This is a genomic window from Sphingorhabdus sp. EL138, from assembly GCF_945890115.1.
Lineage (GTDB): Bacteria > Pseudomonadota > Alphaproteobacteria > Sphingomonadales > Sphingomonadaceae > Sphingorhabdus_B.
The window spans coordinates 66,239-88,118 of the sequence record NZ_CAMDCK010000008.1 but is presented as its reverse complement, the minus strand read 5'-3'; the positions used below and the strand labels follow the sequence as shown (position 1 = coordinate 88,118).

Below are 21,880 nucleotides of genomic sequence, written 5' to 3'. Positions count from 1 at the left end.
ATTTTTCCCACTTCCCTTAAATCACCCCGTCACCCTAGAAGCAATGCCGTCACCCTGAACTTGGTTCAGGGTCTATCGCGCAGCACGCCCAGAGCTAGAGAGGCTAAATGGACCCTGAAACAAGTTCAGGGTGACAGATAATTTTTTTAGAACCGCGCTGCACGGCGCGCCCAAACCCCCACCCGACAAATCATTTGAGTCTCAGCCCAATTCCCATTAAGGGCATCGCTTTAATGACATGGACAACGCCCTTCGTATCCGACAGCTTTCCAAGCGGGTCGGATGCCTTTCCGCACAAGCATTTGCTCGGCATCGCTGGACTTCAGTCGTGGGAACTTCTCTATATCCTCAAGGAGGCTGAGCAATGGGTTGCCCTCAACCGATCAGGCGCGGCAAAACATGCTGATACGCTGTCCGGCCTGACCATTATCAACGCCTTTTTCGAAAATTCAACGCGCACATTGTTGTCGTTTGAAATCGCCGGAAAGCGGCTTGGCGCCGACGTGGTGAATATGCACGCGGCGCAATCGAGCGTGAAAAAGGGTGAAACCCTTATCGACACGGCCATGACGCTGAACGCCATGCGCGCCGACGCCATTGTGATTCGCCACGGCAGTTCCGGTGCGGTCCAATTAATCTCAAGCAAGGTCGACTGCCCCGTCCTCAACGCTGGCGACGGCAGCCATGAGCATCCGACGCAAGCCTTGCTAGACGCGCTGACCATCCTGCGCCGCAAGGGCAAGGTCGAAGGTCAAACCGTCGTCATTTGCGGCGACGTTCTGCACAGCCGTGTGGCAAGATCCAATCTGTTTTGCCTCAAATCGCTTGGCGCGGACGTGCGTGTGGTTGCGCCCCCTGCCCTCATGCCCAATGCGATTGAGGCATTTGGTGCCATTCCCTTTAGCAATTTCGACGCGGCACTGAACGGGGCCGATGTCATTATGATGCTGCGCCTACAAAGCGAGCGGATGCAGGGCGATTTCATCCCGTCGCCACGTGAATACTTCCATTTATATGGCCTTGATGAGCGTCGGTTAGCGTTGGCCAAGCCCGACGCGCTTGTCATGCACCCCGGCCCCATGAACCGCGGCGTCGAAATTGCCAGCAGCGTCGCTGACCATGTCGAGCGCTCGGCCATTACCGAGCAAGTCGAAATGGGCGTTGCAGTGCGAATGGCCTGTCTCGACATATTGACCCGCAAGGCGCGCGGTCAGGAGGGCTGGGCATGACCGGCGTGAACATCATTCAAGGCAATGTCATCCTGCCCGGCGCGGATAGAGCAGAGCCACTGCATGTGCATATTGAGGACGGCAAAATTGCCTCGGTCGGCAAAGCGGCACCGATGGCGGAAAATATCGACGCCAGCGGGTTGATCATTGCCCCAGGCATCATTGATTTGGGTGTGTTCAAAACCGATAAACCGGCATTCAGATTTGGCGGGATAACCCGCGCGGCATTGATGCCCGATCAGTCGCCTGTGCATGACGATCCAGCGACCGTCCGCTTTGCCGCATTGAAGGGTAAGCCCGATCTATGGGTTCATCCGCTTGCCGCCGCAACTCAAGGCCTTGACGGGCTTCATATGGCGGAAATTGCGCTGATGAAAGAGGCGGGCGCTGTGGGTGTGGCGACGGGCCGCAGATGGATATCCGACAGCGGCGTCATGCTCCGTATCATGCATTATTGCGCCGCTTTAGACCTTCCCGTCATCTTGCATAATGAGGATTCAGGAGTAGCCGGCCATGCGGTAGCTACGGCGGGCGAAACGGCCACTTTGCTTGGCCTTTCAAGCGCGCCAATCATTGCCGAAACACTTGCCATCGCCCGCGACCTGATGTTGGCGGAAGAAAGCGGCGCGCATGTCCATTTCCGGCAAGTCACCACCGCGCGCGGCCTTGATCTTATGCGTGCGGCAAAGGCGAAGGGCCTGCGCGTCACCTGCGGAATCACGCCCGCGCATGTGTTCCTGTCCGACAACGCCATTTCCGATTTCCGCACCTTTGCGCGGCTTTCGCCGCCGCTGCGGTCCGAAAGCGACCGGCTGGCAACTATCGCCGCGATTGCCGATGGCACGATTGACGTTATTGCGTCGGGCCATGACCCGCGCGGACCAGAGGACAAGCGCCTGCCTTTTTCCGAAAGCGCACCCGGCATGGCGGGGGCAGAAACATTGCTGGCGCTGTCGCTCAACCTCGTGCGCGATAATGTGATTTCGATGGGCCGTATGTTTGAATTACTCGCGTCGAACCCCGCGAAAATATTGGGATTAAACGCAGGCCAAATATTGGAAGGACAAGAGGCGGACCTGATTCTGATCGATCCGGATGCACCATGGCAGGTCGATGGTGATCGCATGGCCGCGCTGGCCGGCAACACACCCTTCGACCGCTTGCCCGTTCAAGGCCGCGTTCGGCACATGTTAAAGGGCGGGAAGCTTATCTAGGCTTAGGCACCCAGTGCCGCGCCCACAGCATCGCCGCCGCTTTCAAACAGGCTCCAAGCCCCCATCGGTCACCTTGCGATAAAAACAGCTTCTTGCTCCAGTATGGCAGGTCGGACCTTGCGGCCGGGCGATTATCCATAAGGCGTCTTGATCGCAATCGATACGCATTTCGACAATATGCAAGACATTGCCGCTGCTTTCACCCTTTTGCCATAGCTGCTGGCGGCTGCGCGAAAAGAATGTAACGCATTGGCTTTCTATGCTTTTCGCAAGCGCCTCTGCATTCATATGCCCGACCATTAACACTGTGCCATCGGCTTCATCCGTGATGACGGCAGTCACCAATCCATTGGTGTCATATTTGGGGTCAAGCGTCCATCCGCTCTCTCGTTCGTCGGTCATATTGGGTTCGTAACCCAACCATCTTTGCCTCGCCAACATTTTCTTTGTTACAATCATACGACAAGGGGGAGACAATTGTAACAGCCATGCCTATAGGCGACGCAGCGAAGCGCAGCGGGATTCGATATATGCTGACCACCGACCCTTTTGATGATGACAAACTGCGTGAGGAGTGCGGGATTTTCGGTGTCTACGACACGGAAGGTGCTTCTGCGATGGTGGCGCTCGGCCTTCACGCGCTGCAGCATCGCGGCCAAGAAGCAGCGGGCATCACCAGCTTTGATGAGCATGATTTCCACACGCATCGGGCGATGGGCCATGTCGCGGGCAATTTTGACCGTGAAGAAATCATCGGCGGCTTGGTCGGGCGATGCGCCATTGGCCATGTGCGTTATTCAACGACTGGCGAAACATCACTGCGCAATGTGCAGCCTTTATATGCCGATCTTGCCACCGGCGGATTTGCTATTGCGCACAATGGCAATATCTCGAACGCGATTACCCTGCGCCGCGACCTTGTGCGTCGTGGTTCAATTTTCCAGTCCACGTCCGACACCGAAGTCATCATCCATCTGGTCGCGACCTCCGGTTACCGGACGTTGCTTGACCGACTGATTGACGCGCTGAAGCGGGTTGAGGGCGCCTATTCGCTCCTGTGCCTGACGACAGAGGGCATGATTGCCTGCCGCGACCCGTTGGGCATTCGGCCGTTGGTTATGGGCAAGCTTGGCGACACCATCATCTTTGCTTCGGAAACCGTTGCGTTTGATATTGTTGGCGCGGAATTTATCCGCTCGGTAGAACCGGGCGAACTGGTTGTCGTACGTGGAACGGAAATCCACTCGCACAAGCCGTTCATCCCCATTTCACAACGCCCCTGCATCTTTGAGCATGTCTATTTCTCACGACCTGACTCGATCGTCGAAGGCATCAGCGTCTATTCGGTCCGCAAGGCGATTGGCGCTGAACTTGCGCGCGAAAATGGCATTGATGTAGACTATGTCATTCCCGTGCCCGATAGCGGCACGCCTGCGGCCATTGGCTATGCCGAAGCTGCCAAAATTCCGTTTGAACTTGGCATTATCCGTTCGCATTATGTCGGCCGCACCTTCATTCAGCCCGGCGACGGCGTCCGCCATTTGGGTGTGAAGTTAAAGCATAACGCAAACCGTAATCTCGTCGCGGGCAAACGCATTGTCCTGATCGACGATTCCATCGTGCGCGGCACAACATCTTTGAAAATCGTGCAGATGATGCGTGAAGCAGGTGCTGCTGAAGTGCATATGCGCATTGCAAGTCCTCCAACCATGAACAGCTGCTTTTATGGCGTGGATACCCCGGAGCGCTCGAAACTGCTCGCCAGCCACATGGATGTCGAAGAAATGCGACATTTTATTCAGGCCGACAGCCTCGCATTCTTGTCCATTGACGGCCTCTATCGCGCGCTTGGCGAAGATTCGCGCCATGCGGACAGACCGCAATATTGCGATGCGTGCTTCACGGGCGATTATCCCACCACCCTGACCGACCATGAGGAGCATGAGGCAAGTGACCTCATGATGCTTGGCGACCAAAAACGGGTATAACCATGACGAACGCATTTGCAGGCAAGATTGTGCTGGTAACCGGTGCAAGTCGCGGGATTGGCGCGGCGACGGCGACGGCGCTGGCGGCGCATGGCGCACATGTAATTTTGACCGCGCGGACGGCAAAAGACCTTGAGGCTGTCGAAGACGCAATTTTTAACGCCGGCGGCAGTGCCACAATAGCGCCCTTAGACTTGACAGATGGTGACAGCATTGCCCGTCTTGCTGCGGCCGTCACCGAACGCTGGGGCAAGCTCGATATCCTTGTCTTGAACGCGGCAATGCTTGGGACCTTAACCCCGGTGCCCGCGATTGATGGCGCGGAATTTGCGCGATTATTCACATTGAACGTCATGGCACAGCAAGTGATGATCGCGTCATTTGATGCCTTATTACGCAAAAGCGAAGCAGGCCGGTTAGTGGCGCTAACCTCCTCCGTTGGCGCAAGCCCGCGGGCGTTTTGGGGCGCCTATGGGGCATCAAAAGCGGCTTTGGAAAATCTGGTCGAATGCTATGGCGATGAGGTCAAGAACCTGTCGCAAGTCCGTACAGCCATCGTCGACCCAGGCCGCACACGCACCAAAATGCGCGCTTCGGCCTATCCGGGCGAAGACCCATCAACGGTCAAAGAACCCTCGGTTGTGGCGGATGCGATTTGCACGTTGCTGACGAGCGAGTTCACGACCGGGCACAGGTTGGTGGTCGCGGGTTAGCTTTACCAAATCAAAATTTGTCATTCCCGCGAAAGCGGGAATCCATAGGCTGAGGACCCAGTTTAGACCAAGGGTGCGGTTTTCGCGAACAGCTTCCGTCATGGATTCCCGCTTTCGCGGGAATGACAAGGGATTTGGCTCGATTAATTTTTCGTTGCAGTAAATGCTGCCAACACCCGTTCCCGCCCCGCTTTATGCCCGATAATCTTGCGTGGGTAATTTTTCGGGCGCGCGCCATATTCATCGGGGTCGTGGATATAAGGCTCGCGCAGCTCCGCCAATTCAGGCACCCATTCACGAATATAGCGTGCGGCATCGAATTTCTCCGATTGCGACAATGGTGCCATGATGCGCACAAACATGTTGCTGTCGACACCGGTGCCAGCGGTCCACTGCCAATTGACGCTATTGCTACCATAATCGGCATCGACCAAAGTATCCCAAAACCACTTTTCGCCTTCGCGCCAGTCAATCAGCAGATGTTTGACCAGAAACGATGCCGCAATCATGCGCACGCGGTTGTGCATCCAACCTGTTGCCCATAATTGCCGCATTCCGGCATCGACGATGGGATAGCCCGTCCGCCCCTTGGTCCACGCGACAAAGTCCGCATTCACCGCTGGATCGGATAGATCGCGCCAAGGCAGCTTGTCGAATGCATCGCGCGCGTTCTTGGTTCCATATTCCGGCATCTGGACAATGACATTCTGCGCATAATCCCGCCAGACCAGTTCTTTGAGGAACACATCGACCGAACCGCCCGCCTGCATGGTTGCATGCCAGCAAGCCGCAGGCGAAATCTCGCCAAAGTGCAAATGCGCGGACAGAAAGGAGGAGCCCTCGACCGACGGCAGGTTGCGTTTCTCATCATAGAATTTTGCCTTGTCGACAAAATCCTCCAGCCGCTTTTCGGCCCCCGCCGCACCGGGCGTCCACATGCTTACCATGTTGCTTGACCAATCGGGCTTTGTCGGTAGCAAATTCCATGCACCGATATCCTCGCTCACTGGCCATTCTTGCGGCGCAGCGAGTTGCGTGGGCGGTGCCAATGGCGCTGGCGGCGGCATATGCTTCCACAAAGCGCGCATGAACGGCGTGTAGATTTTATACTGCCCGCCGCTACCCGTCGTCACGGCCCCTGCGGGCAGCAAATAATTACCATCATAGCAGATGAGAGAACAGCTTTCATGCAATCCGTGCGCAACAGCCTTCTCGGCATTACGCCACCAGGGTTCATAATGGCGGATGCAATGAATCGCCGCAGCCTTGGTCTCTTCGGCCAATGCGCCCAAAATCTCGTCGGATTTGCCCGCCCGCAGGATGAGCCTTGAACCAAGCGCCCGTAAATCTGCATCCAGCGCCATCAGGCTATGGTGCAACCACCAACGCGAAGCCGCGCCCATCTTGCGATGCTTTGGCGTGTCGTCGTCGAGAATGTAGAGCGGAATGACTGGCGCGCCGCTGGCAACCGCAGCCGCCAATGCTGGCTGATCGGCCAGCCGCAGGTCGCGACGGAACCAGAGAATGACTGGGGCGGTCATTTACGCTCTTCTCCGATCGGAAAGGTCACGGAAAATCGGTCGCCAACCATCGGATCGACAAAGCGTTGGTCGAAGACTTTCAAACCCTTCTTGTCGCTTTCATCGATAATCTGCGCCACGGGCATGCGTGCCCAGAATAAAAATGGCGATTGCGCGGTAACATTCGCCGCAAACGCCTTTTTATCTTCCACGCCCATATAATGCGGGCGCGCAGTGTCGTCGATGCGGATATCATCGAACGCTATGTAACTGCCCTGCCCATAATATCTGTCGTCACGCCATAGCATCTCACGCTTCCAAAATTGGACGGGTACCGGGTTTGCAACGATGAGGGTGGGCACAAGATCATGTTTTTGCTGCACGGCCTTTCTGGTCAATTGTTCCGCGCGACCGCTTATCAGGCCATTGGCCAGAATATACGCGCAGATAGCCGTGAAGCTCACCAACGCCGGCGCGCGCCAGTTTGCGCCAAGACGTTCACGACGTTGCGACATCCCGACACCCGCAATCAGCGCGGCCCAAAGCCAGATATCGATAATGAACAAAGTATCGCCATAGAACCACTGGCTGGAAAATGGCTCCAGCAAGCGGATGCCATAGCTGTTGAACCAGTCGAACAAGGGGTGGCTGAGGCAACCGATATAGGCGAGCGCCAGCAGCCAGCCCTTATCCAACGCTAATCGCTTTTCCGGCCGCTTGCCGCGTTTTTTCTGCCACTTGTCAAACCAGAGCATGATTCCCCACAGCAACAATGGCAAGACCAGCATCGCAATTGGCCCATGCGTCAACCCCCGGCGCAGCGCGAGATGCTGTTGCCCGCCAAGCAAGGTCGCCACGGCGTCAATATCTGGGATGTTCGCCGCGATGATAAGCGTCGGCATCGCAAGCCCGGTTTTCCGCTTGAACCCCATTTGCCCAATGAGCGCGCCTACAAGGCTATGTGTGAGATTATCCATAACCCCGCTGCTGGCGGAATGGTGTCGGAATGGCAATACGGCGTTATCGCTATGCTGATTTTGTGCACGCTAAGTGGTGGTGGTGTGGGAAAGCGATATCCTCAAATACCCCGTCGCATCGATCCATTCGACATGAACGGTTTATGTTGTTGTTTTTTTGACCTCCGCGTCCTCTGCGCCTCTGCGTGCAAAAAATGGACTCACGCAGAGGCGCAGAGGACGCGGAGAAGCAAAATAAACAAGTTTGAGCAAATTGCCCTAGCTCGTCATTTCAGCGAATGCTTGGATGACGCACGGTAAACGGCCATATCAAGTTTACGCGCCGCTCAGGCGTGTGCCACTTCTTGTATTCTGCGTGTATTCGTGCGCACCAAATCGCCGCACGACCCAATATGCTGGACCTGCTTCGCCAGCCGACCTATTAGGCTTTGAACATGGAGATATAAATGCCTGAAACCACGCCCTTTGTCCGCCCAGATGTGGCCTTGTTCCTGCAGTTTTTGAATGCGGTTCCCGGTCCTAAATTTTGGGAGGTTCCTGCGGATGAAGCCCGCGCGATTACATCTGCGATGCGCGATGTCGCCGATGCGCCCGTGGGTGAACTTGCCGTCATGCGCGATATAAATATTCCCGGTCCCGCAGGAACGATCCCGGCCCAAGTTTATGACAGCCGCCCCGACCGTGGCCCTGGCCCTGTCATGGTGTTTTACCATGGCGGCGGCTTTGTGATCGGCAGCCTATATACCTATGCGCCTTATTGCGCCGAAGTCGCGCGCTTGCTTGACCTACCCGTCATCTCCATCGATTATCGTCTATCGCCAGAATATCCCTTTCCCGCCCCTGCAGAAGACTGCGAAGCGGCGACCCGGTGGATAGCATCCAGTCCCGCAGAATTGGGCCTAACGGTAACTGGCCTCATCACATCAGGCGATAGCGCGGGTGGCAACCTGACCATTGTGACCACTATGGCCCTGCGCGATAAACCTGCTGCTGTTCCGGTGCTGGTGCAGTTTCCCATTTACCCTGTCGTCACGCTTGACCCCGACTGGCCAAGCATGCGCGAATTTTCTAATGGCTATTTGCTGACTGAAGAAGCCATGACCTATTTCGGCCAAGGCCATGCAGCGGTGCCGGGTGACTATCGCTCCGAACCGCTAAACTTCTCCCAAGAAGGTATGCCGCCCAGCCTGGTGACCACAGCCAGCCTTGACCCCTTGCGGGATCAGGGCCTCGCTTATGTCGAAAAGCTGAAACAAGCGGGTGTGCGCGTTCAACATATCAGCGCCGATGGCAATATCCACGGCCATATCAACATTCGCCAAGCCATTCCTTCGGTTCAAAATGATGTTGACGGCTATATCAAGGCTTTGAAAATCATGCTCGCTGAAGTAACGCTCGCGGCATGACCGCTATATTTGATGATCTTCCCTACCGCCCTTGCGCGGGCATCATGCTTGCGAATATGCAAGGTAAGATATTCGTGGGGCAACGCATGGACGAGCCCGAAGGCACCGACGCATGGCAAATGCCGCAGGGCGGTATTGACGACGGCGAAGACGCCGAAGCCGCCGCATTGCGGGAATTATTCGAAGAGACTGGCGTGCGCGCTGATTTGGTGGATATACTTGCCCGCAGCAAGGATGAGCATTTCTACGACCTACCCGAAGATATGATTGGGCGGATTTGGAAGGGCAAATATCGCGGTCAGCGGCAAATGTGGTTTCTCATGCGGTTCAAGGGTACAGACGGCGATATCAACATTGAAACCGAGCATCAGGAGTTTAGTAGTTGGCAATGGGTGGATGCTCCCCGTTTGCCGCAACTTATCGTGCCGTTTAAAAAGCGGTTGTACGAAAATATTCTCGCTGAATTTTCCGACCTGATTTAGGGTCAGGACCTTAGTCAATTAATTCGCCTTTGGCTCGGGCACTGCGCCCAATTTCGCTTTCAGGTCAACCGCACTTGCCTGCGCTTGTTCTTTGCGTGACGCCGCGTCGATGGCGAGCGAAAGCCTGTCTACGGAGGCGCAATCGGTGCGGCACACATTGGTCAGACGGGCCATATTCTTGCGTGCCTGTTCCAGCGCGCCTTTTGCAATAAAGGCATCAGCCTGCTCCGACAAAGCGACCTGGTCGTTGGGATTGATCTCAAGCGCTTCTTTATAAAAACCAATAGCCTTACCGGTCAACCCTTGGGCCTTTACGGCGCGTGCCATGGCGACATAAGCGGCGCGGTTGCGCGGATCGACGGCAAGCGCGCTTTCATACCAGCCGATGGCACTATCGACTCGGCCAGCGCTGGCTTCTTCGTCGCCAGTTTTCACCAGAGCGATTGAACGCGAATCAATATCTTTATCCGCCCGTCCGCTAATGCTGGCGCTCGACATAACAGCGAGCGTGAGTGACAGGGCAATAGCCGCGGGTGAAAAACGCATACAATTTATCCAAAAATTTTCGGTGCGCTTCGCTATCACAGCTTTTGAAGCCTCGCGAAGAAAAATCCGTCACTAGTGTCATGTAAAGGCGTCAGCAGCACACCATCGCCATCGGCACGGCCCATGGAAACGCCAGTTTCCACCGCCCGCCAGCCATTATGCGATTTCAAAAACGCTGCCACTTGTCCCTTGCCCTCATTTTCGATGAGCGAACATACAGCATATACCAAATGCCCGCCGCGCGCGACCATTTCCGACCCAATGTCCATCAGCTTGGCCTGTTCATCGACCACACGCTTCAACCGTGCAGCATCCAAACGCCAGCGCGTTTCGGGATTCCGCCGCCAAGTGCCACTACCAGAACAAGGCGCGTCGATCAGCACAAGGTCGCAGCCGCCCTTAAGGTCGGACAACATATCCTTCTCTTTATTTGGGTTCAGCAACCGTGTTTCGACATTCGTCGCCCCTGCCCGTGCGGCACGCGGTTTTAGCTGGTCCAGACGATTGCGGTTGGTGTCAGTGGCAATCAGACGCCCCGCGTTGCGCATCGCCGCGGCCAAGGCAAGCGTCTTGCCGCCTGCACCAGCGCAAAGGTCAAGCACCGTGCCAAGCCCCTTGGCCTGACACGCCTCGACAATGAGTTGACTGCCCAAATCCTGAATTTCGACCTGTCCATTTTCGACCGCGGGATGGCTGTCGATCGCGGTGCCGCCGGGTAAGCGCAGCGCAAAGTCGAGTGCTGGCAATATCTCCGCTTCCGGTAACAAAGCTGCAACTTCCGCGCGGCGGGCCTTTAACGCATTAACGCGCAGGTCCATCGGCGCGCGGTCCAGCAAGGATGCTTGCTCCGCTTCATCGACAACTGCGGAGAATAAAGGCTTTATCCATTTGGGCAAAGCGCCGCCCGTTGATCGCGCCTCCGCCGGGTCAATAACTGCCGGGCCATAATCGCTGCCATCGAACAAATCGGCAATTTCCGGATCCACATCCGCCATTGCGGCGAAGGCCGAGCGCGCGGTCGCAGGGCGCTTGCCAAAGCGCCGGATAACACCCCATGCCAAATCACGCACAGCGCGGCGGTCCTTTGACCCCGCATAGCGCCGCTCGGCAAAAAAGCGTTTGGCAATCTGGTCTGCAGAGGCACCGCCATCGCGGGCCGCAAGGATGATTTGGTCCACCAGCTCAATCGCCGATTGTAGGCGCGCAGCGGGCCTCATATCTTAACGCGTCGGGTAATTAGGTGCTTCGCGTGTGATGGTAACGTCATGAACATGGCTTTCCCGTAATCCGGCATTGGTGATGCGCACAAATTGCGCGCGTTCCTGAAGGTCAGCGATCGTGCGCGAACCTGTATAACCCATCGCAGCCTTTACGCCGCCGACAAGCTGATGAATGACATCACGTGCGGGCCCTTTAAAGGGTACTTGCCCTTCAATGCCTTCGGGAACAAGCTTAAGCTGATCCTTAATATCTTGCTGAAAATAGCGGTCTGCGGATCCGCGCGCCATCGCCCCGACGCTGCCCATGCCGCGATAGCTTTTATAGGTGCGGCCTTGATACAGGAATGTTTCGCCCGGTGCCTCTTCGGTGCCCGCCAGCAAAGATCCGACCATCACCGACGATGCACCCGCCGCAAGCGCCTTGGCAACATCGCCTGATGTCCGCAAACCACCATCGGCGATCACCGGTATCCCGGATTTTGCGGCTTCTGCTGCCGATTCCATAATCGCCGTCAATTGCGGCACGCCAACGCCTGCAACCACGCGGGTGGTGCAGATTGACCCGGGGCCAATGCCAACCTTGATGCCATCCGCGCCCGCATCAATTAAGGCGCGGGTGGCAGCGGCGGTTGCGACATTGCCAGCAACAATCTGAACCTCTGGCGCCATACGCTTGATTTCGGCAACCGCAGCGGCAACCATCGCGCTGTGACCATGCGCGGTGTCAACGACGATCAGGTCACATTCCGCGTCAATTAACGCCTTTGTATAGGCCAAGCCCTTTTCACCCACGGTGGTCGCTGCGGCGACGCGCAACCGTCCGGAGCTATCTTTGGTGGCATTGGGGTAGAGTACGGCCTTCTCGATATCCTTGACCGTAATCAGCCCAATGCAATGATAGGCATCGTCGACAACCAACAACTTCTCAATCCGCCGATGATGCAGCAAACGGCGGGCTTCTTCTTGTGTGACCGACGCCGACACCGTCGCCAAATTTTCGTGCGTCATCAGCTCGGACACAGGCTGCGCCGGATTTTCCGCAAAGCGAACGTCGCGGTTGGTCAATATGCCCGCAAGCTTGCCGCTCGCTTCGACCACCGGAATGCCAGATATGGCATTTGCCAACATCAACGCCTGCGCTTCCGCCAAAGTTGCATCTGGCGCAATGGTGATGGGATTGACGACCATGCCGCTTTCAAAACGCTTTACCTGACGCACCGCTGCGCATTGTTCTTCGATGCTGAGATTGCGGTGTAAAACGCCAATGCCGCCCAACTGCGCCATGACGATGGCCATACGCGCTTCGGTCACCGTATCCATGGCGGATGACAAAACGGGAATATTCAACGCAATGCTTTTGGTCAGCCGCGTCCGCGTGTCCGCTTGGCTGGGCAAAATGTCGGACGCACCGGGCTGCAACAGCACGTCGTCAAATGTCAGACCGAGGGGAATTTCTTTCATGGGGCCACCGCTTTAAGCTTTGATTCGTGGCGGCCCATGTAAACAGTAACCCTTTTATTCGCCAGCCTTCTTCGATTTATATTTTCGCGTGTCGGCAAAGTGGCGGCCAAGCGCAATGTGCAGGTCGGTATCTTCGGCTGCACCGCCCAATTCCGTCCTATCGGTCAACTGGTCATTTGGGCCATGATAGTCACTACCCAAAAACTTCTGCAAAAGGTTTAGATCGGCAAATGAACCGCCCACCATCAACGCAGGAACACCCTTTTGCGTCAGCGCCCATCCGTCCTGCCGTTGAAGGAAGGCATTCGCATCTTTTGTGCTGTCAATCGCACGGCCCGTCTTCTTTGCCACGGCTTCAACCTCGGCATCGAGCGGTGTTGTTCCCCGACCAATAATCGCCACCTTCGACCCGCGCGGTGCAATTGCGATGGTGTCGACATTTAACGACAATATGATCTGGTCCAAAGGCAGCACAGGCTTATCCGCAAAGGCATAAGCGCCCAGCAAACCGCTTTCCTCTGCTGTGGTCGCCAGAAAATAGATATCGCGGTCATGCTTCTTCTTTGCCAAAGCTTCGGCAACTTCGTTCATCACCGCAATGCCGCTGGCATTATCGACTGCGCCATTACAGATACGGTCGGGCGCGCCTTCGGGGGCGCAAATGCCCAGATGGTCCCAATGCCCCATGAACAACAACGCACCGCTGTTTTTTTTGCGCCCAGCAATCTTGCCGATGACGTTTGAACTGTTGAAACGATAGAGGTCTGTTTTCACATCCAGATCTGCGTCAATGCCAAGCGCTTCGCCCGCATAATCGGCCTGTTTGGCGTTGGCGCGCAACTTGTCCCAATCCTGTCCAGCCGCTGTCACCAAACCGACCATGAACTCGGTACTGATGGCGCCCTCCAATGGCGCGCGCTTTTCGCGACTTTCCAGCGCGATGGGTCGCGACAAAAGCTGACGGCGCAATGTCGGCCAATTGCCTTGACTATCGCCCACAAAAATCACGGCCTCGGCACCCGCCGCAATCAACGCTTCGCGCCGCGCCCGGGGTGATTTCATATTGTCCGGCACATTGTCTGCAGCAGACAGCACAAGAGCCGCCTTACCCTTGACGTCAGCGGCTACCTTACCGTCCGATGTCACGCCCGCTCCTGTGAATATCAATGGCAAGTTGCTGCGCGCATAAGCCGCTTGCTGACCAATCAGAATGATATCGTCCGAAACGATCCGCAATTTGCGGCCCTTTGCGGTAAAAGTATAAGTAGAACCGGCCCGCCCACGTTGAATAAGAGGCACTGGGTCAAACCAGCCACCATCCGCAGCAGCCGGCTTCAGCCCCGCTTTAGCCCATGCTTCGGCGATATATTTGACCGTCTTTGCCTCGCCCGCAGTGCCAGGCTTGCGGCCTTCAAATGCGTCGCTTGCAAGTATTTCAATATGACCGCGCAAATCCGCTTCGGTCACCGCCTTGGAAAAAGATGGGCTTGCCGCCAAGACTACAAGACCGAGGAATATTGGCGAATGGACAAGACGCATTAGGGTTCGCTCCAGACTAAGAATAGACGTCCCCCGTCGCATGTCGGGAACGCTCTGTCGTCAACGGCACGCCCTACATCCATCAATGCATTGATGCGACCCTTAAATGATCGACACGCGCCTCAACTCGCCGCAATTTTCTGCGAATAAGTTAAGACAGACGTGCAACACCACAGATTGCGGCTTTCGCGGGAGTCACAAATAACTATGATAACGCATCTTAGCTTTGGGAATAACAAAATGGCTGCATGGCTCGATACAATATCAACGCATTGGTTCTGGCTCGCGCTTGGGCTCGTCTTTGTGGTGGCCGAATTTGTTGCGCGGGGACGCTACCTGATGTGGGTCGGTTTTGCAGCGTTGATAATTGGGGTAGCGGACTATTTCCTACCCATCACCCTTGCCTATCAAGTCGCAATGTTCGTCATATTGTCCGTCTTGACGGTCTTTGCCGGCAAAAAATTTCAGCAGTAAAGACGCATTGAAACCGGAGACGCCCAATGCAAAGATCGCGGCGTCGGCATTTTAGGCAGCAGAGGCGCGTCATCCTGAAATGACCGGATACCGGACCCCCTAACGGGTCCGGCCTATCCGGACGGGTTAACGAACCTGAGGTGCCGACTGTCTTACGCCTTCATCAACATGATCGGCAAATTGCGCGAAATTATCAATGAATTGTTGCGCCAGCTTTTGCGCGGTCACATCATATTCCGCGCTGTCCGACCATGCCGCACGCGGGTCAAGAATACCGCTATCGACGCCCGACACTGCAACCGGAAATTCAAAGCCAAAATTGGGATCCTTGCGGAATTCTGCATTGTTCAGGCTGCCATCCAACGCCGCGTTCAACAGCGCGCGCGTGGCCTTGATCGGCATGCGGCTGATGCCGGGCATCGTTGCCTTACCGCCGGTCCAGCCGGTGTTGACCAACCAGCATTGGACATTGCCCTTGGCAATACGCTCTTTCAACAAATTGCCATAAACGCTTGGGTGACGCGGCATGAATGGCGCGCCAAAGCAGGTGGAGAATGTCGCCTCCGGCTCGGTCACGCCAATTTCGGTCCCGGCAACGCGCGCCGTATAGCCCGAAAGGAAGTGATACATCGCCTGATCGGGGGTTAACCGCGCGATAGGGGGCAATACGCCATAGGCATCAGCGGTCAGGAAGATAATCGTGTTAGGCACAGGGCCCATATTCTTTTCCGAAGTGTTCGGAATGAATTCGATGGGGTAAGAACCACGGCTGTTTTCGGCGAGGCTATTATCGTCGAAATCCAATTCCCGTGTTTCCGGATCAATCACCACATTTTCCAGAACGGTGCCAAAACGCTTGGTCGTGGCGAAAATCTCCGGCTCGGCTTCGGGCGACAGGCGGATCATTTTGGCGTAGCAACCACCTTCAAAGTTGAAAACGGCGGTGTCGGACCAGCCATGCTCATCATCGCCAATCAATGTTCGGCTGGCATCGGCCGACAAGGTGGTCTTTCCGGTGCCTGACAAGCCAAAGAACACAGCGGTATGACCATCCGCGCCAATATTGGCGGAGCAATGCATGGGCATGACGCCCTTTACCGGCAGCAAATAATTGAGGATGCCGAACACCGACTTCTTCATTTCACCAGCATAAGCGGTACCACCAATCAGGATCAGCTTTTCAGTGAAGTTTACCGCAACCACAGTTTCACTGCGGCACCCATGGCGCGCAGGATCAGCGCGGAAGCTTGGCAGGTCGATGATGGTGTATTCGGGAACGAAGCTGGCCAATTCCTGCGGCGACGGGCGCACCAGCAGGGTGCGAATAAACAGGTTATGCCACGCAAATTCGTTGATAACGCGCACATTGACGCGATGCTCTGGTTGGGACCCGCCGAACAGGTCAGCGACGTATAACTTGTCTTTACCGCCAAGCGCCGCAATGAAATCTTCCTTCAGCGCGGCGAAATGCGCGGGATCCATTGCGACATTGGTCTTGCCCCACCAGATGCTGTTTTCAGTTTCGGCATCGCGAACAATATATTTATCCTTCGCCGAGCGGCCAGTATGCGTGCCCGTTTTGACAACAAGCGGGCCATCCTTGGCCAATATGCCTTCGTCATTGGCCAGAGCCGCCTCTATCAATGGCGCAGTTCCAAGGTTGCAAAACAGTGTGGCATCCGTCCCGAAACCCTGTTGCGAGAGTGAGATATTCAGTGGTGTCGACATTAAATGCTCCGGCAAAAATTGCGAATCTAGTGCATACGTATGCACTTTTGTGGCGCTGCCGGTATACGATGCGTCATAGAAGGTCAAATAGAGGCAACATCATCTAGGGTCAGGACCCCAAGGGACAAAGGTTATCCACGACAGACTTTGTATAGAATGAGCAATAGATTGAACCCCCGACATTGCCACCCTATAGTCAGAGGATGAGCGCCAATATCGCCTTGGTTGATGACGATCGGAACATCCTGACCTCTGTATCGATTGCGATGCAGGCGGAAGGATATGTGACGCGGATTTATTCGGACGGCGAAACCGCGCTAAAGGCTTTGTTCGAAAATCCGGCAGACTTGGGTATTTTCGACATTAAAATGCCGCGTATGGACGGGCTTGAATTGCTGCGCCGGCTGCGCGAAAAAAGCGATATGCCCGTCATCTTCTTGACCTCAAAGGATGAGGAGCTGGATGAGGCACTTGGCCTCGCCATGGGTGCTGATGATTATATAACCAAACCATTTTCGCAACGCCTGTTGATTGCGCGCGTAAAAGCAATTTTGCGGCGCGCAACCTACGACAAGGTCGCTGGCAATGGCGAGGCGGAGCCGGAACCAGAACCCATGGTGCGCGGCAAGCTAGAAATGGATCCGGCACGGCATCACGTCAAATGGGACGGCAGGTCGCTTACACTTACGGTGACAGAATTCATGATACTTGAGGCGCTGGCCAATCGCCCTGGCGTCGTTCGTACCCGTGATCAACTGATGGATGCGGCGTATCAGGACGATGTCTATGTGGATGACCGGACCATTGACAGCCATATCAAAAGGCTCAGGCGCAAGTTCCGTGAAATTGACCCTGAATTCACCGCTATTGATACGCTTTATGGGGCCGGATATCGCTTTGCAGACAGCTGAGCCAGCGAATCTTCAGCTGGGATGGAGCCGGGGGTTATCGCTGACCGCCCGAATACTTGCCGTCAACATCTTCGTAGTTGCTCTGCTGGGCGCCGGTCTGTTCTTCCTCGACAGCTATCGCGTCCGGTTAATTGCAGAGCGCGAAAACGCAGCCCGTGTTCAGGCCAGCTTCTTGGTATCCAGCCTGCCATTTATCGCCACGGAAAAGCGGGACGATTATATCGCCAGATTCGGTCAATTGAACCTGGCGCGAATCCGCGTTTACGACCAAGATGGCACGAAATTATTAGACAGCTTTGCGGGCCGACAACCCACTTATGTCTTTCGTGACGCCGACCGCGAACCTTGGCCTAAAATTGCGGCACGCTGGATCGACGTCCTGTTCGATTTCCTCGTCGGCGCGGCCAAGCTGGAACGCTATGTTGAACCCGCAGAAGACATCCCTTCCGCATGGCCAGAAATTCGCGCGGCAACGCCTTCCAAAGCCGCCTCGATGGTGCGTTTTGCGCCCGACCTCACGCATATGATTAGCGCAGCCTCAACAGCGCGCGACAGTGGCCTTATTGTTCTGACCACCGCCAATGAACGCGATATCCGCTTGTTCGTCCGAGCAGAGCGCTTCAACGTCGGCATGTTTTTCCTTTTTGTGCTTGGCATCGGCGTTCTGCTTTCTGTATTTCTCGCCCGCACTATCGTCCGTCCGTTGCGCCATCTGGCCCGTGCCGCCGTAAAGGTTCGGCTTGGCCGCGCGCAAGAGGTTACCGTTCCTCGCCTGCCCTCGCGCCGCGACGAAATCGGCATGCTGGCGCGCGCGCTTTCGGATATGAGCATAGCGCTGCGTCAACGGATCGATGCCACCGAAGCCTTTGCCGCCGATGTCGCGCATGAAATTAAAAATCCGCTGGCATCTTTGCGTTCCGCACTTGATGGCGCAGAACGGATTGAAGACCCCAAATTGCGCAAACAATTGATGGATGTTGCAAAGGCCGACGTCCAGCGCATGGATCGCCTAATCAGCGATATCTCGGACGCCAGCCGTGTGGATTCGCAACTGGCCAAAGCGAAGTTTGAACCCATCGACCTTGGCGACATGATCGAACAATTGCTTCAGGCACGCGATGACCGGGGTAGCGACAAAAACGTCAACATTGCTTTTGCGCGGCCACGCCGTAAAATCGCGACAGTTATGGGTGAAGATGTCCGTCTTGAACGGATGTTGACCAACTTGATCGACAATGCAGTGTCCTTCTCCCCACCGGGGGCAGTCGTCGAAATATCCGCGACGCTTGCCGATGATGACGTCATAATCCGGATCAGCGATGAAGGCCCCGGGGTGCCCCCACAAGAGCGGGAGGCCATTTTCCGACGATTCCACAGCGAACGGCCAGCGACCGAAAATTTTGGGAAGCATAGCGGGCTTGGCCTCGCCATAGCGCGAACCATTATCGAGGGGCATCATGGACGTATTGGGGTTCGCGACCGCGTCGATGGCAAAGGCGGGGCATGCTTCGAAATCGCGCTGCCCTGCGCTGCTGCGGTAACACGCTAATGTCGGACATCGTGCATGGTAGCGCCGTTGCAATTGACGGGAATGGGGTGCTGTTGCTTGGGCCGTCCGGCAGTGGAAAATCGGACCTAGCGCTTCGCCTGATTGACCGCGGAGCAAAGCTTATTTGCGACGACATATTAAACATCGAAAACGGATATGGCCTGCCGCAACTGACCATTGCGCCGAATATAGCCGGAAAAATAGAAGTGCGTGGCATTGGGATATGCCCAATCGATTTCGTCCAATCCGCACCGCTGCGCCTTGTAGTGCAATTGGCGCAAGATGTAGAGCGCATGCCGCCGGAGCATCAGAGCATGACCATAGCTCGTTTCTCGGTGCCCATGTTCAAGCTGGACCCATTTCAGGCGAGCAGTGCATTAAAGGTGGAATGGGCGCTCCGCTCGGTGATTGACGCTGCATTGCACCCAGTGGCAAACCCGATTGCCGCGTCTAATGAAAGCGTAACAATGTGACCCAGAACACAGCATCCGAACCTCAGAAAATTCTGCTTATTACCGGTGTGTCTGGGGCCGGAAAGACAACCGCGCTGAAAACGCTTGAAGACCTCGGCTGGGAAACGGTCGACAATTTTCCGATTAAGCTGGCGGGCCAGTTACTTAAAATTCCTGCGTCGGGTGGTGAGAATGGGCCCAATATTCCGCTGGCGCTGGGCTTTGATAGCCGGACACGCGGTTTTGATGCCGAGGCGCTGATTCGGCAAATCAGGAAACTGCAGACCCAACCTAATCTCGAAATAATGACGCTGTTTTTGGATTGCGCGGGCGCCGAAATTGAACGTCGCTACGCGGAAACCCGCCGCCGTCACCCCATGGCCCAAGACCGGCCCGCGCTGGACGGCATCGCCATTGACCGGGCTGTGATGGAGCCATTTCGGCGATGGGCGGAGGCCGTGATTGATACAAGCAAGCTGTCCGCGCATGATTTGCAAGTTGTCATCCGCGAACGGTTCAGCAGCGATACGTCACCGCACGCTAATATCACGGTATCAAGCTTTGGCTTTTCGCGCGGAGTCCCGCACAATGCCGACCTGGTATTCGACGTGCGTTTTTTACGGAACCCGCATTGGGACAGCAATTTACGGCCCATGACGGGGTTGGATATGGCGGTTGCCGATTATGTTGCCGCCGATCCGAAATATGATGAAGCCATGCAGAAAATCCGCGACCTGCTGCGGTTCCTAGTGCCACTCTACGACGCGCAGGGAAAGGCGTATATCAACATCGCCTTTGGGTGCACGGGTGGGCATCACCGGTCTGTGCATGTTGCGGAAACTTTTGGCACTTGGTTGCGTGCAGATGGCTTTGCCTTAACGGTTGCACATCGCGATCTGGCATCAAGACCAATTGACGCGCTGGAAGAGCCTGCTAACGGCGCAGACAGTTTAACGTCGCGACAGGGCAGCAATATCACATGATCGGTTTGATTTTAGTCACCCATGGCAAGCTGGCGAACGAGTTTCTTGTTGCGCTTGAACATGTTGTGGGGCCACAAAAGGACGTTGCGACCATCTGCATCGGTCCGCATGATGATATGGAAGCGCGACGCAATGAAATCGCGGCTGCCATCAAAAAGGTCGATACCGGCAAAGGCGTCATCATCTTATCCGATCTGTTCGGTGGAACGCCGTCAAATCTGTCCATTTCCTTACTCGACAGCGGGCGTGTCGAGGTGATCGCGGGCGTCAACCTACCCATGCTCATCCGGCTTGATAGCGCGCGCAAAAACCTAGACGTGAAAGAGGCGGTCGCTGCTGCGCGTGAAGCTGGACGCAAATATATCAGCGTTGCTTCTGAAGTGCTTGAAGCTTCACGATGACGCGGATTAGCCGCACCGTCACGATAGTAAACGTAAAGGGCCTCCACGCCCGCGCCAGCGCCAAATTTGTGACGTTCGTGTCCCGCTTGCCCGAAGGGGGCAAAGTTGAAGTCGAGAAAGATGGTCAATCCGTGGCTGGCACGTCCATCATGGGCCTCATGATGCTGGGCGCGGCCAAGGGTAGCGAAATCATCATTCATGCCGAAGGTGAACAGGCCGAACTCGCCATTGAAAAGCTGGTCGGGTTGGTTGTCGACGGTTTTGGCGAAGATTGATGCGCCGTGAAATCACCGGATTTTCCAATCCGCTGCTAAAGGAAATACGCGGGCTTCGTGAAAAGAAGCTCCGAAAGCGCGCCGAGATGTTCCTTGCCGAAGGGCTGCGCATCATGACCGAAGCGCGTGAGGCGGGATTTCTTCCCGAAATGCTGTTCCGCGTTAAAGATCGGCCCTTACACGAGCTTGAGGTGGCTTTAGAGGCCGATGTTCTGGCGCATGGTGGCGACGTTATCGAAACCAGCGCCGAGATTATGGCGAAACTGTCGGGCAAGGACAACGCCCAGACCGTAGTTGGCGTCTATCGGGACCATGGAACTGCTTTGGCGGACGTGGACCGCACGGCAGCGCCGATCTGGCTTGTAGCACAATCCATGCGTGATCCGGGTAATCTTGGTACGATGCTGCGCACCGGCGATGCGGTGGGGGCTGGCGGGCTGATCCTGATTGATGATTGCACGGATCCATTTTCTGTTGAGTCCGTCCGCGCGAGCATGGGGGCCATTTTCACGCAAAAGGTCGTGCAATGCCGGTGGGAGGAATTCACCGCATGGTTGCGGGCGGGCGAAGGGCAATTGGTCGGCACCAGCCTGCAAACCGATACCGACTATCAAGCCGCCCGCTACAGCGCGCCATGCTTCATCCTGACTGGGAATGAGGCGCAGGGCCTGCCCGACGATTATGAAGCCGAATGCGACCTACGCGTCAAAATGCCGATGCGTGGCAAGGCGGACAGCTTAAACGCGGCTGTCGCGACCGCCGTTATGGCTTATGAGGTCCTGAACCAGTTTAGGCATTCCGAAGCCCGCTAG

General features: G+C 55.9%; 22 protein-coding genes. 14 read left to right on the top strand and 8 right to left on the bottom strand.

The window, feature by feature from the left end:
- Window positions 1-233 precede the first annotated feature (233 nt).
- Window positions 234-1,229, top strand: coding sequence for an aspartate carbamoyltransferase catalytic subunit (locus tag Q0O07_RS05455; RefSeq protein WP_295491314.1), 996 nt, complete (start codon window positions 234-236; stop codon window positions 1,227-1,229).
- Window positions 1,226-2,443, top strand: coding sequence for a dihydroorotase family protein (locus tag Q0O07_RS05450; protein ID WP_295491312.1), 1,218 nt, complete (start codon window positions 1,226-1,228; stop codon window positions 2,441-2,443). The genes Q0O07_RS05455 and Q0O07_RS05450 overlap by 4 nt, the downstream gene beginning before the upstream one ends.
- Before the next feature lie 42 nt (window positions 2,444-2,485).
- Here the strand turns inward: Q0O07_RS05450 and hisI are convergent, their stop codons facing one another.
- Window positions 2,486-2,845, bottom strand: coding sequence for a phosphoribosyl-AMP cyclohydrolase (gene hisI / locus Q0O07_RS05445; RefSeq protein ID WP_295491309.1), 360 nt, complete (start codon window positions 2,843-2,845; stop codon window positions 2,486-2,488).
- Window positions 2,846-2,973: 128 nt separating this feature from the next.
- Between hisI and purF the strand changes: the two genes are divergently transcribed.
- The gene (gene purF / locus Q0O07_RS05440; protein WP_295491306.1) at window positions 2,974-4,431 is read left to right on the top strand and encodes an amidophosphoribosyltransferase; all 1,458 of its coding nucleotides are present in this window, start codon (window positions 2,974-2,976) and stop codon (window positions 4,429-4,431) included.
- A gap of 2 nt (window positions 4,432-4,433) precedes the next feature.
- Window positions 4,434-5,144, top strand: coding sequence for an SDR family NAD(P)-dependent oxidoreductase (locus tag Q0O07_RS05435; protein WP_295491303.1), 711 nt, complete (start codon window positions 4,434-4,436; stop codon window positions 5,142-5,144).
- Between the two features lie 143 nt (window positions 5,145-5,287).
- Here Q0O07_RS05435 and Q0O07_RS05430 read toward each other — a convergent pair whose 3' ends face one another.
- Window positions 5,288-6,685 carry a deoxyribodipyrimidine photo-lyase gene (locus tag Q0O07_RS05430; RefSeq protein WP_295491300.1) on the bottom strand — a complete coding sequence of 466 codons (1,398 nt, stop codon included), beginning with the start codon at window positions 6,683-6,685 and terminating at the stop codon, window positions 5,288-5,290.
- Window positions 6,682-7,641 carry a metal-dependent hydrolase gene (locus tag Q0O07_RS05425; RefSeq protein ID WP_295491297.1) on the bottom strand — a complete coding sequence of 320 codons (960 nt, stop codon included), beginning with the start codon at window positions 7,639-7,641 and terminating at the stop codon, window positions 6,682-6,684. The genes Q0O07_RS05430 and Q0O07_RS05425 overlap by 4 nt, the downstream gene beginning before the upstream one ends.
- A gap of 446 nt (window positions 7,642-8,087) precedes the next feature.
- Here Q0O07_RS05425 and Q0O07_RS05420 point away from each other — a divergent pair, with 446 nt between their 5' ends.
- Both Q0O07_RS05420 and Q0O07_RS05415 read left to right on the top strand, forming a co-directional pair.
- Complete coding sequence (locus Q0O07_RS05420; protein ID WP_295491294.1) at window positions 8,088-9,047, top strand: alpha/beta hydrolase; 960 nt, start codon at window positions 8,088-8,090, stop codon at window positions 9,045-9,047.
- Entirely contained in the window at window positions 9,044-9,529 is a 486-nt protein-coding gene (locus Q0O07_RS05415; protein ID WP_295491292.1) for an RNA pyrophosphohydrolase, read from the top strand. Before Q0O07_RS05420 ends, Q0O07_RS05415 begins: the two co-directional genes overlap by 4 nt.
- Window positions 9,530-9,547: 18 nt before the next feature.
- Here Q0O07_RS05415 and Q0O07_RS05410 read toward each other — a convergent pair whose 3' ends face one another.
- Genes Q0O07_RS05410 through Q0O07_RS05395 form a run of 4 tightly spaced genes read right to left on the bottom strand, consistent with a single transcriptional unit; the run spans window position 9,548 to window position 14,295 of the window.
- A complete protein-coding gene (locus tag Q0O07_RS05410; protein WP_295491289.1) occupies window positions 9,548-10,075 on the bottom strand; it encodes a hypothetical protein in 528 nt (175 codons plus the stop codon).
- Window positions 10,076-10,110: 35 nt separating this feature from the next.
- Window positions 10,111-11,292 carry an RsmB/NOP family class I SAM-dependent RNA methyltransferase gene (locus Q0O07_RS05405; RefSeq protein ID WP_295491286.1) on the bottom strand — a complete coding sequence of 394 codons (1,182 nt, stop codon included), beginning with the start codon at window positions 11,290-11,292 and terminating at the stop codon, window positions 10,111-10,113.
- Window positions 11,293-11,295: 3 nt separating this feature from the next.
- Window positions 11,296-12,756 (bottom strand): IMP dehydrogenase, encoded by a 1,461-nt coding sequence (gene guaB, locus Q0O07_RS05400; protein ID WP_295491283.1) that lies wholly within the window; start codon window positions 12,754-12,756, stop codon window positions 11,296-11,298.
- A gap of 54 nt (window positions 12,757-12,810) precedes the next feature.
- Complete coding sequence (locus tag Q0O07_RS05395; RefSeq protein ID WP_295491281.1) at window positions 12,811-14,295, bottom strand: M28 family peptidase; 1,485 nt, start codon at window positions 14,293-14,295, stop codon at window positions 12,811-12,813.
- Window positions 14,296-14,502: 207 nt separating this feature from the next.
- Here Q0O07_RS05395 and Q0O07_RS05390 point away from each other — a divergent pair, with 207 nt between their 5' ends.
- On the top strand, window positions 14,503-14,769 hold the full coding sequence (locus Q0O07_RS05390) for an NfeD family protein (RefSeq protein ID WP_295491278.1): 267 nt from the start codon (window positions 14,503-14,505) through the stop codon (window positions 14,767-14,769).
- Between the two features lie 126 nt (window positions 14,770-14,895).
- On the opposite strand, the gene Q0O07_RS05385 is transcribed toward Q0O07_RS05390, so the two are convergent.
- Window positions 14,896-16,497, bottom strand: coding sequence for a phosphoenolpyruvate carboxykinase (locus Q0O07_RS05385; protein ID WP_295491275.1), 1,602 nt, complete (start codon window positions 16,495-16,497; stop codon window positions 14,896-14,898).
- Between the two features lie 203 nt (window positions 16,498-16,700).
- Between Q0O07_RS05385 and Q0O07_RS05380 the strand changes: the two genes are divergently transcribed.
- From Q0O07_RS05380 to Q0O07_RS05350, 7 genes are read left to right on the top strand one after another with little or no spacing between them, the layout of a single operon-like run.
- Window positions 16,701-17,408 (top strand): response regulator transcription factor, encoded by a 708-nt coding sequence (locus tag Q0O07_RS05380; RefSeq protein ID WP_295491272.1) that lies wholly within the window; start codon window positions 16,701-16,703, stop codon window positions 17,406-17,408.
- On the top strand, window positions 17,377-18,957 hold the full coding sequence (locus tag Q0O07_RS05375; protein WP_295491269.1) for an ATP-binding protein: 1,581 nt from the start codon (window positions 17,377-17,379) through the stop codon (window positions 18,955-18,957). Before Q0O07_RS05380 ends, Q0O07_RS05375 begins: the two co-directional genes overlap by 32 nt.
- The gene (locus Q0O07_RS05370; protein WP_295491266.1) at window positions 18,957-19,430 is read left to right on the top strand and encodes an HPr kinase/phosphorylase; all 474 of its coding nucleotides are present in this window, start codon (window positions 18,957-18,959) and stop codon (window positions 19,428-19,430) included. Before Q0O07_RS05375 ends, Q0O07_RS05370 begins: the two co-directional genes overlap by 1 nt.
- Complete coding sequence (gene rapZ / locus Q0O07_RS05365) at window positions 19,427-20,392, top strand: RNase adapter RapZ (protein WP_295491265.1); 966 nt, start codon at window positions 19,427-19,429, stop codon at window positions 20,390-20,392. The genes Q0O07_RS05370 and rapZ overlap by 4 nt, the downstream gene beginning before the upstream one ends.
- On the top strand, window positions 20,389-20,793 hold the full coding sequence (locus Q0O07_RS05360; RefSeq protein WP_295491264.1) for a PTS sugar transporter subunit IIA: 405 nt from the start codon (window positions 20,389-20,391) through the stop codon (window positions 20,791-20,793). Before rapZ ends, Q0O07_RS05360 begins: the two co-directional genes overlap by 4 nt.
- Window positions 20,790-21,068: an HPr family phosphocarrier protein gene (locus tag Q0O07_RS05355; RefSeq protein WP_295491262.1), complete on the top strand. Its 279-nt coding sequence runs from the start codon at window positions 20,790-20,792 to the stop codon at window positions 21,066-21,068. Before Q0O07_RS05360 ends, Q0O07_RS05355 begins: the two co-directional genes overlap by 4 nt.
- The gene (locus Q0O07_RS05350) at window positions 21,068-21,880 is read left to right on the top strand and encodes an RNA methyltransferase (protein ID WP_295491259.1); all 813 of its coding nucleotides are present in this window, start codon (window positions 21,068-21,070) and stop codon (window positions 21,878-21,880) included. Before Q0O07_RS05355 ends, Q0O07_RS05350 begins: the two co-directional genes overlap by 1 nt.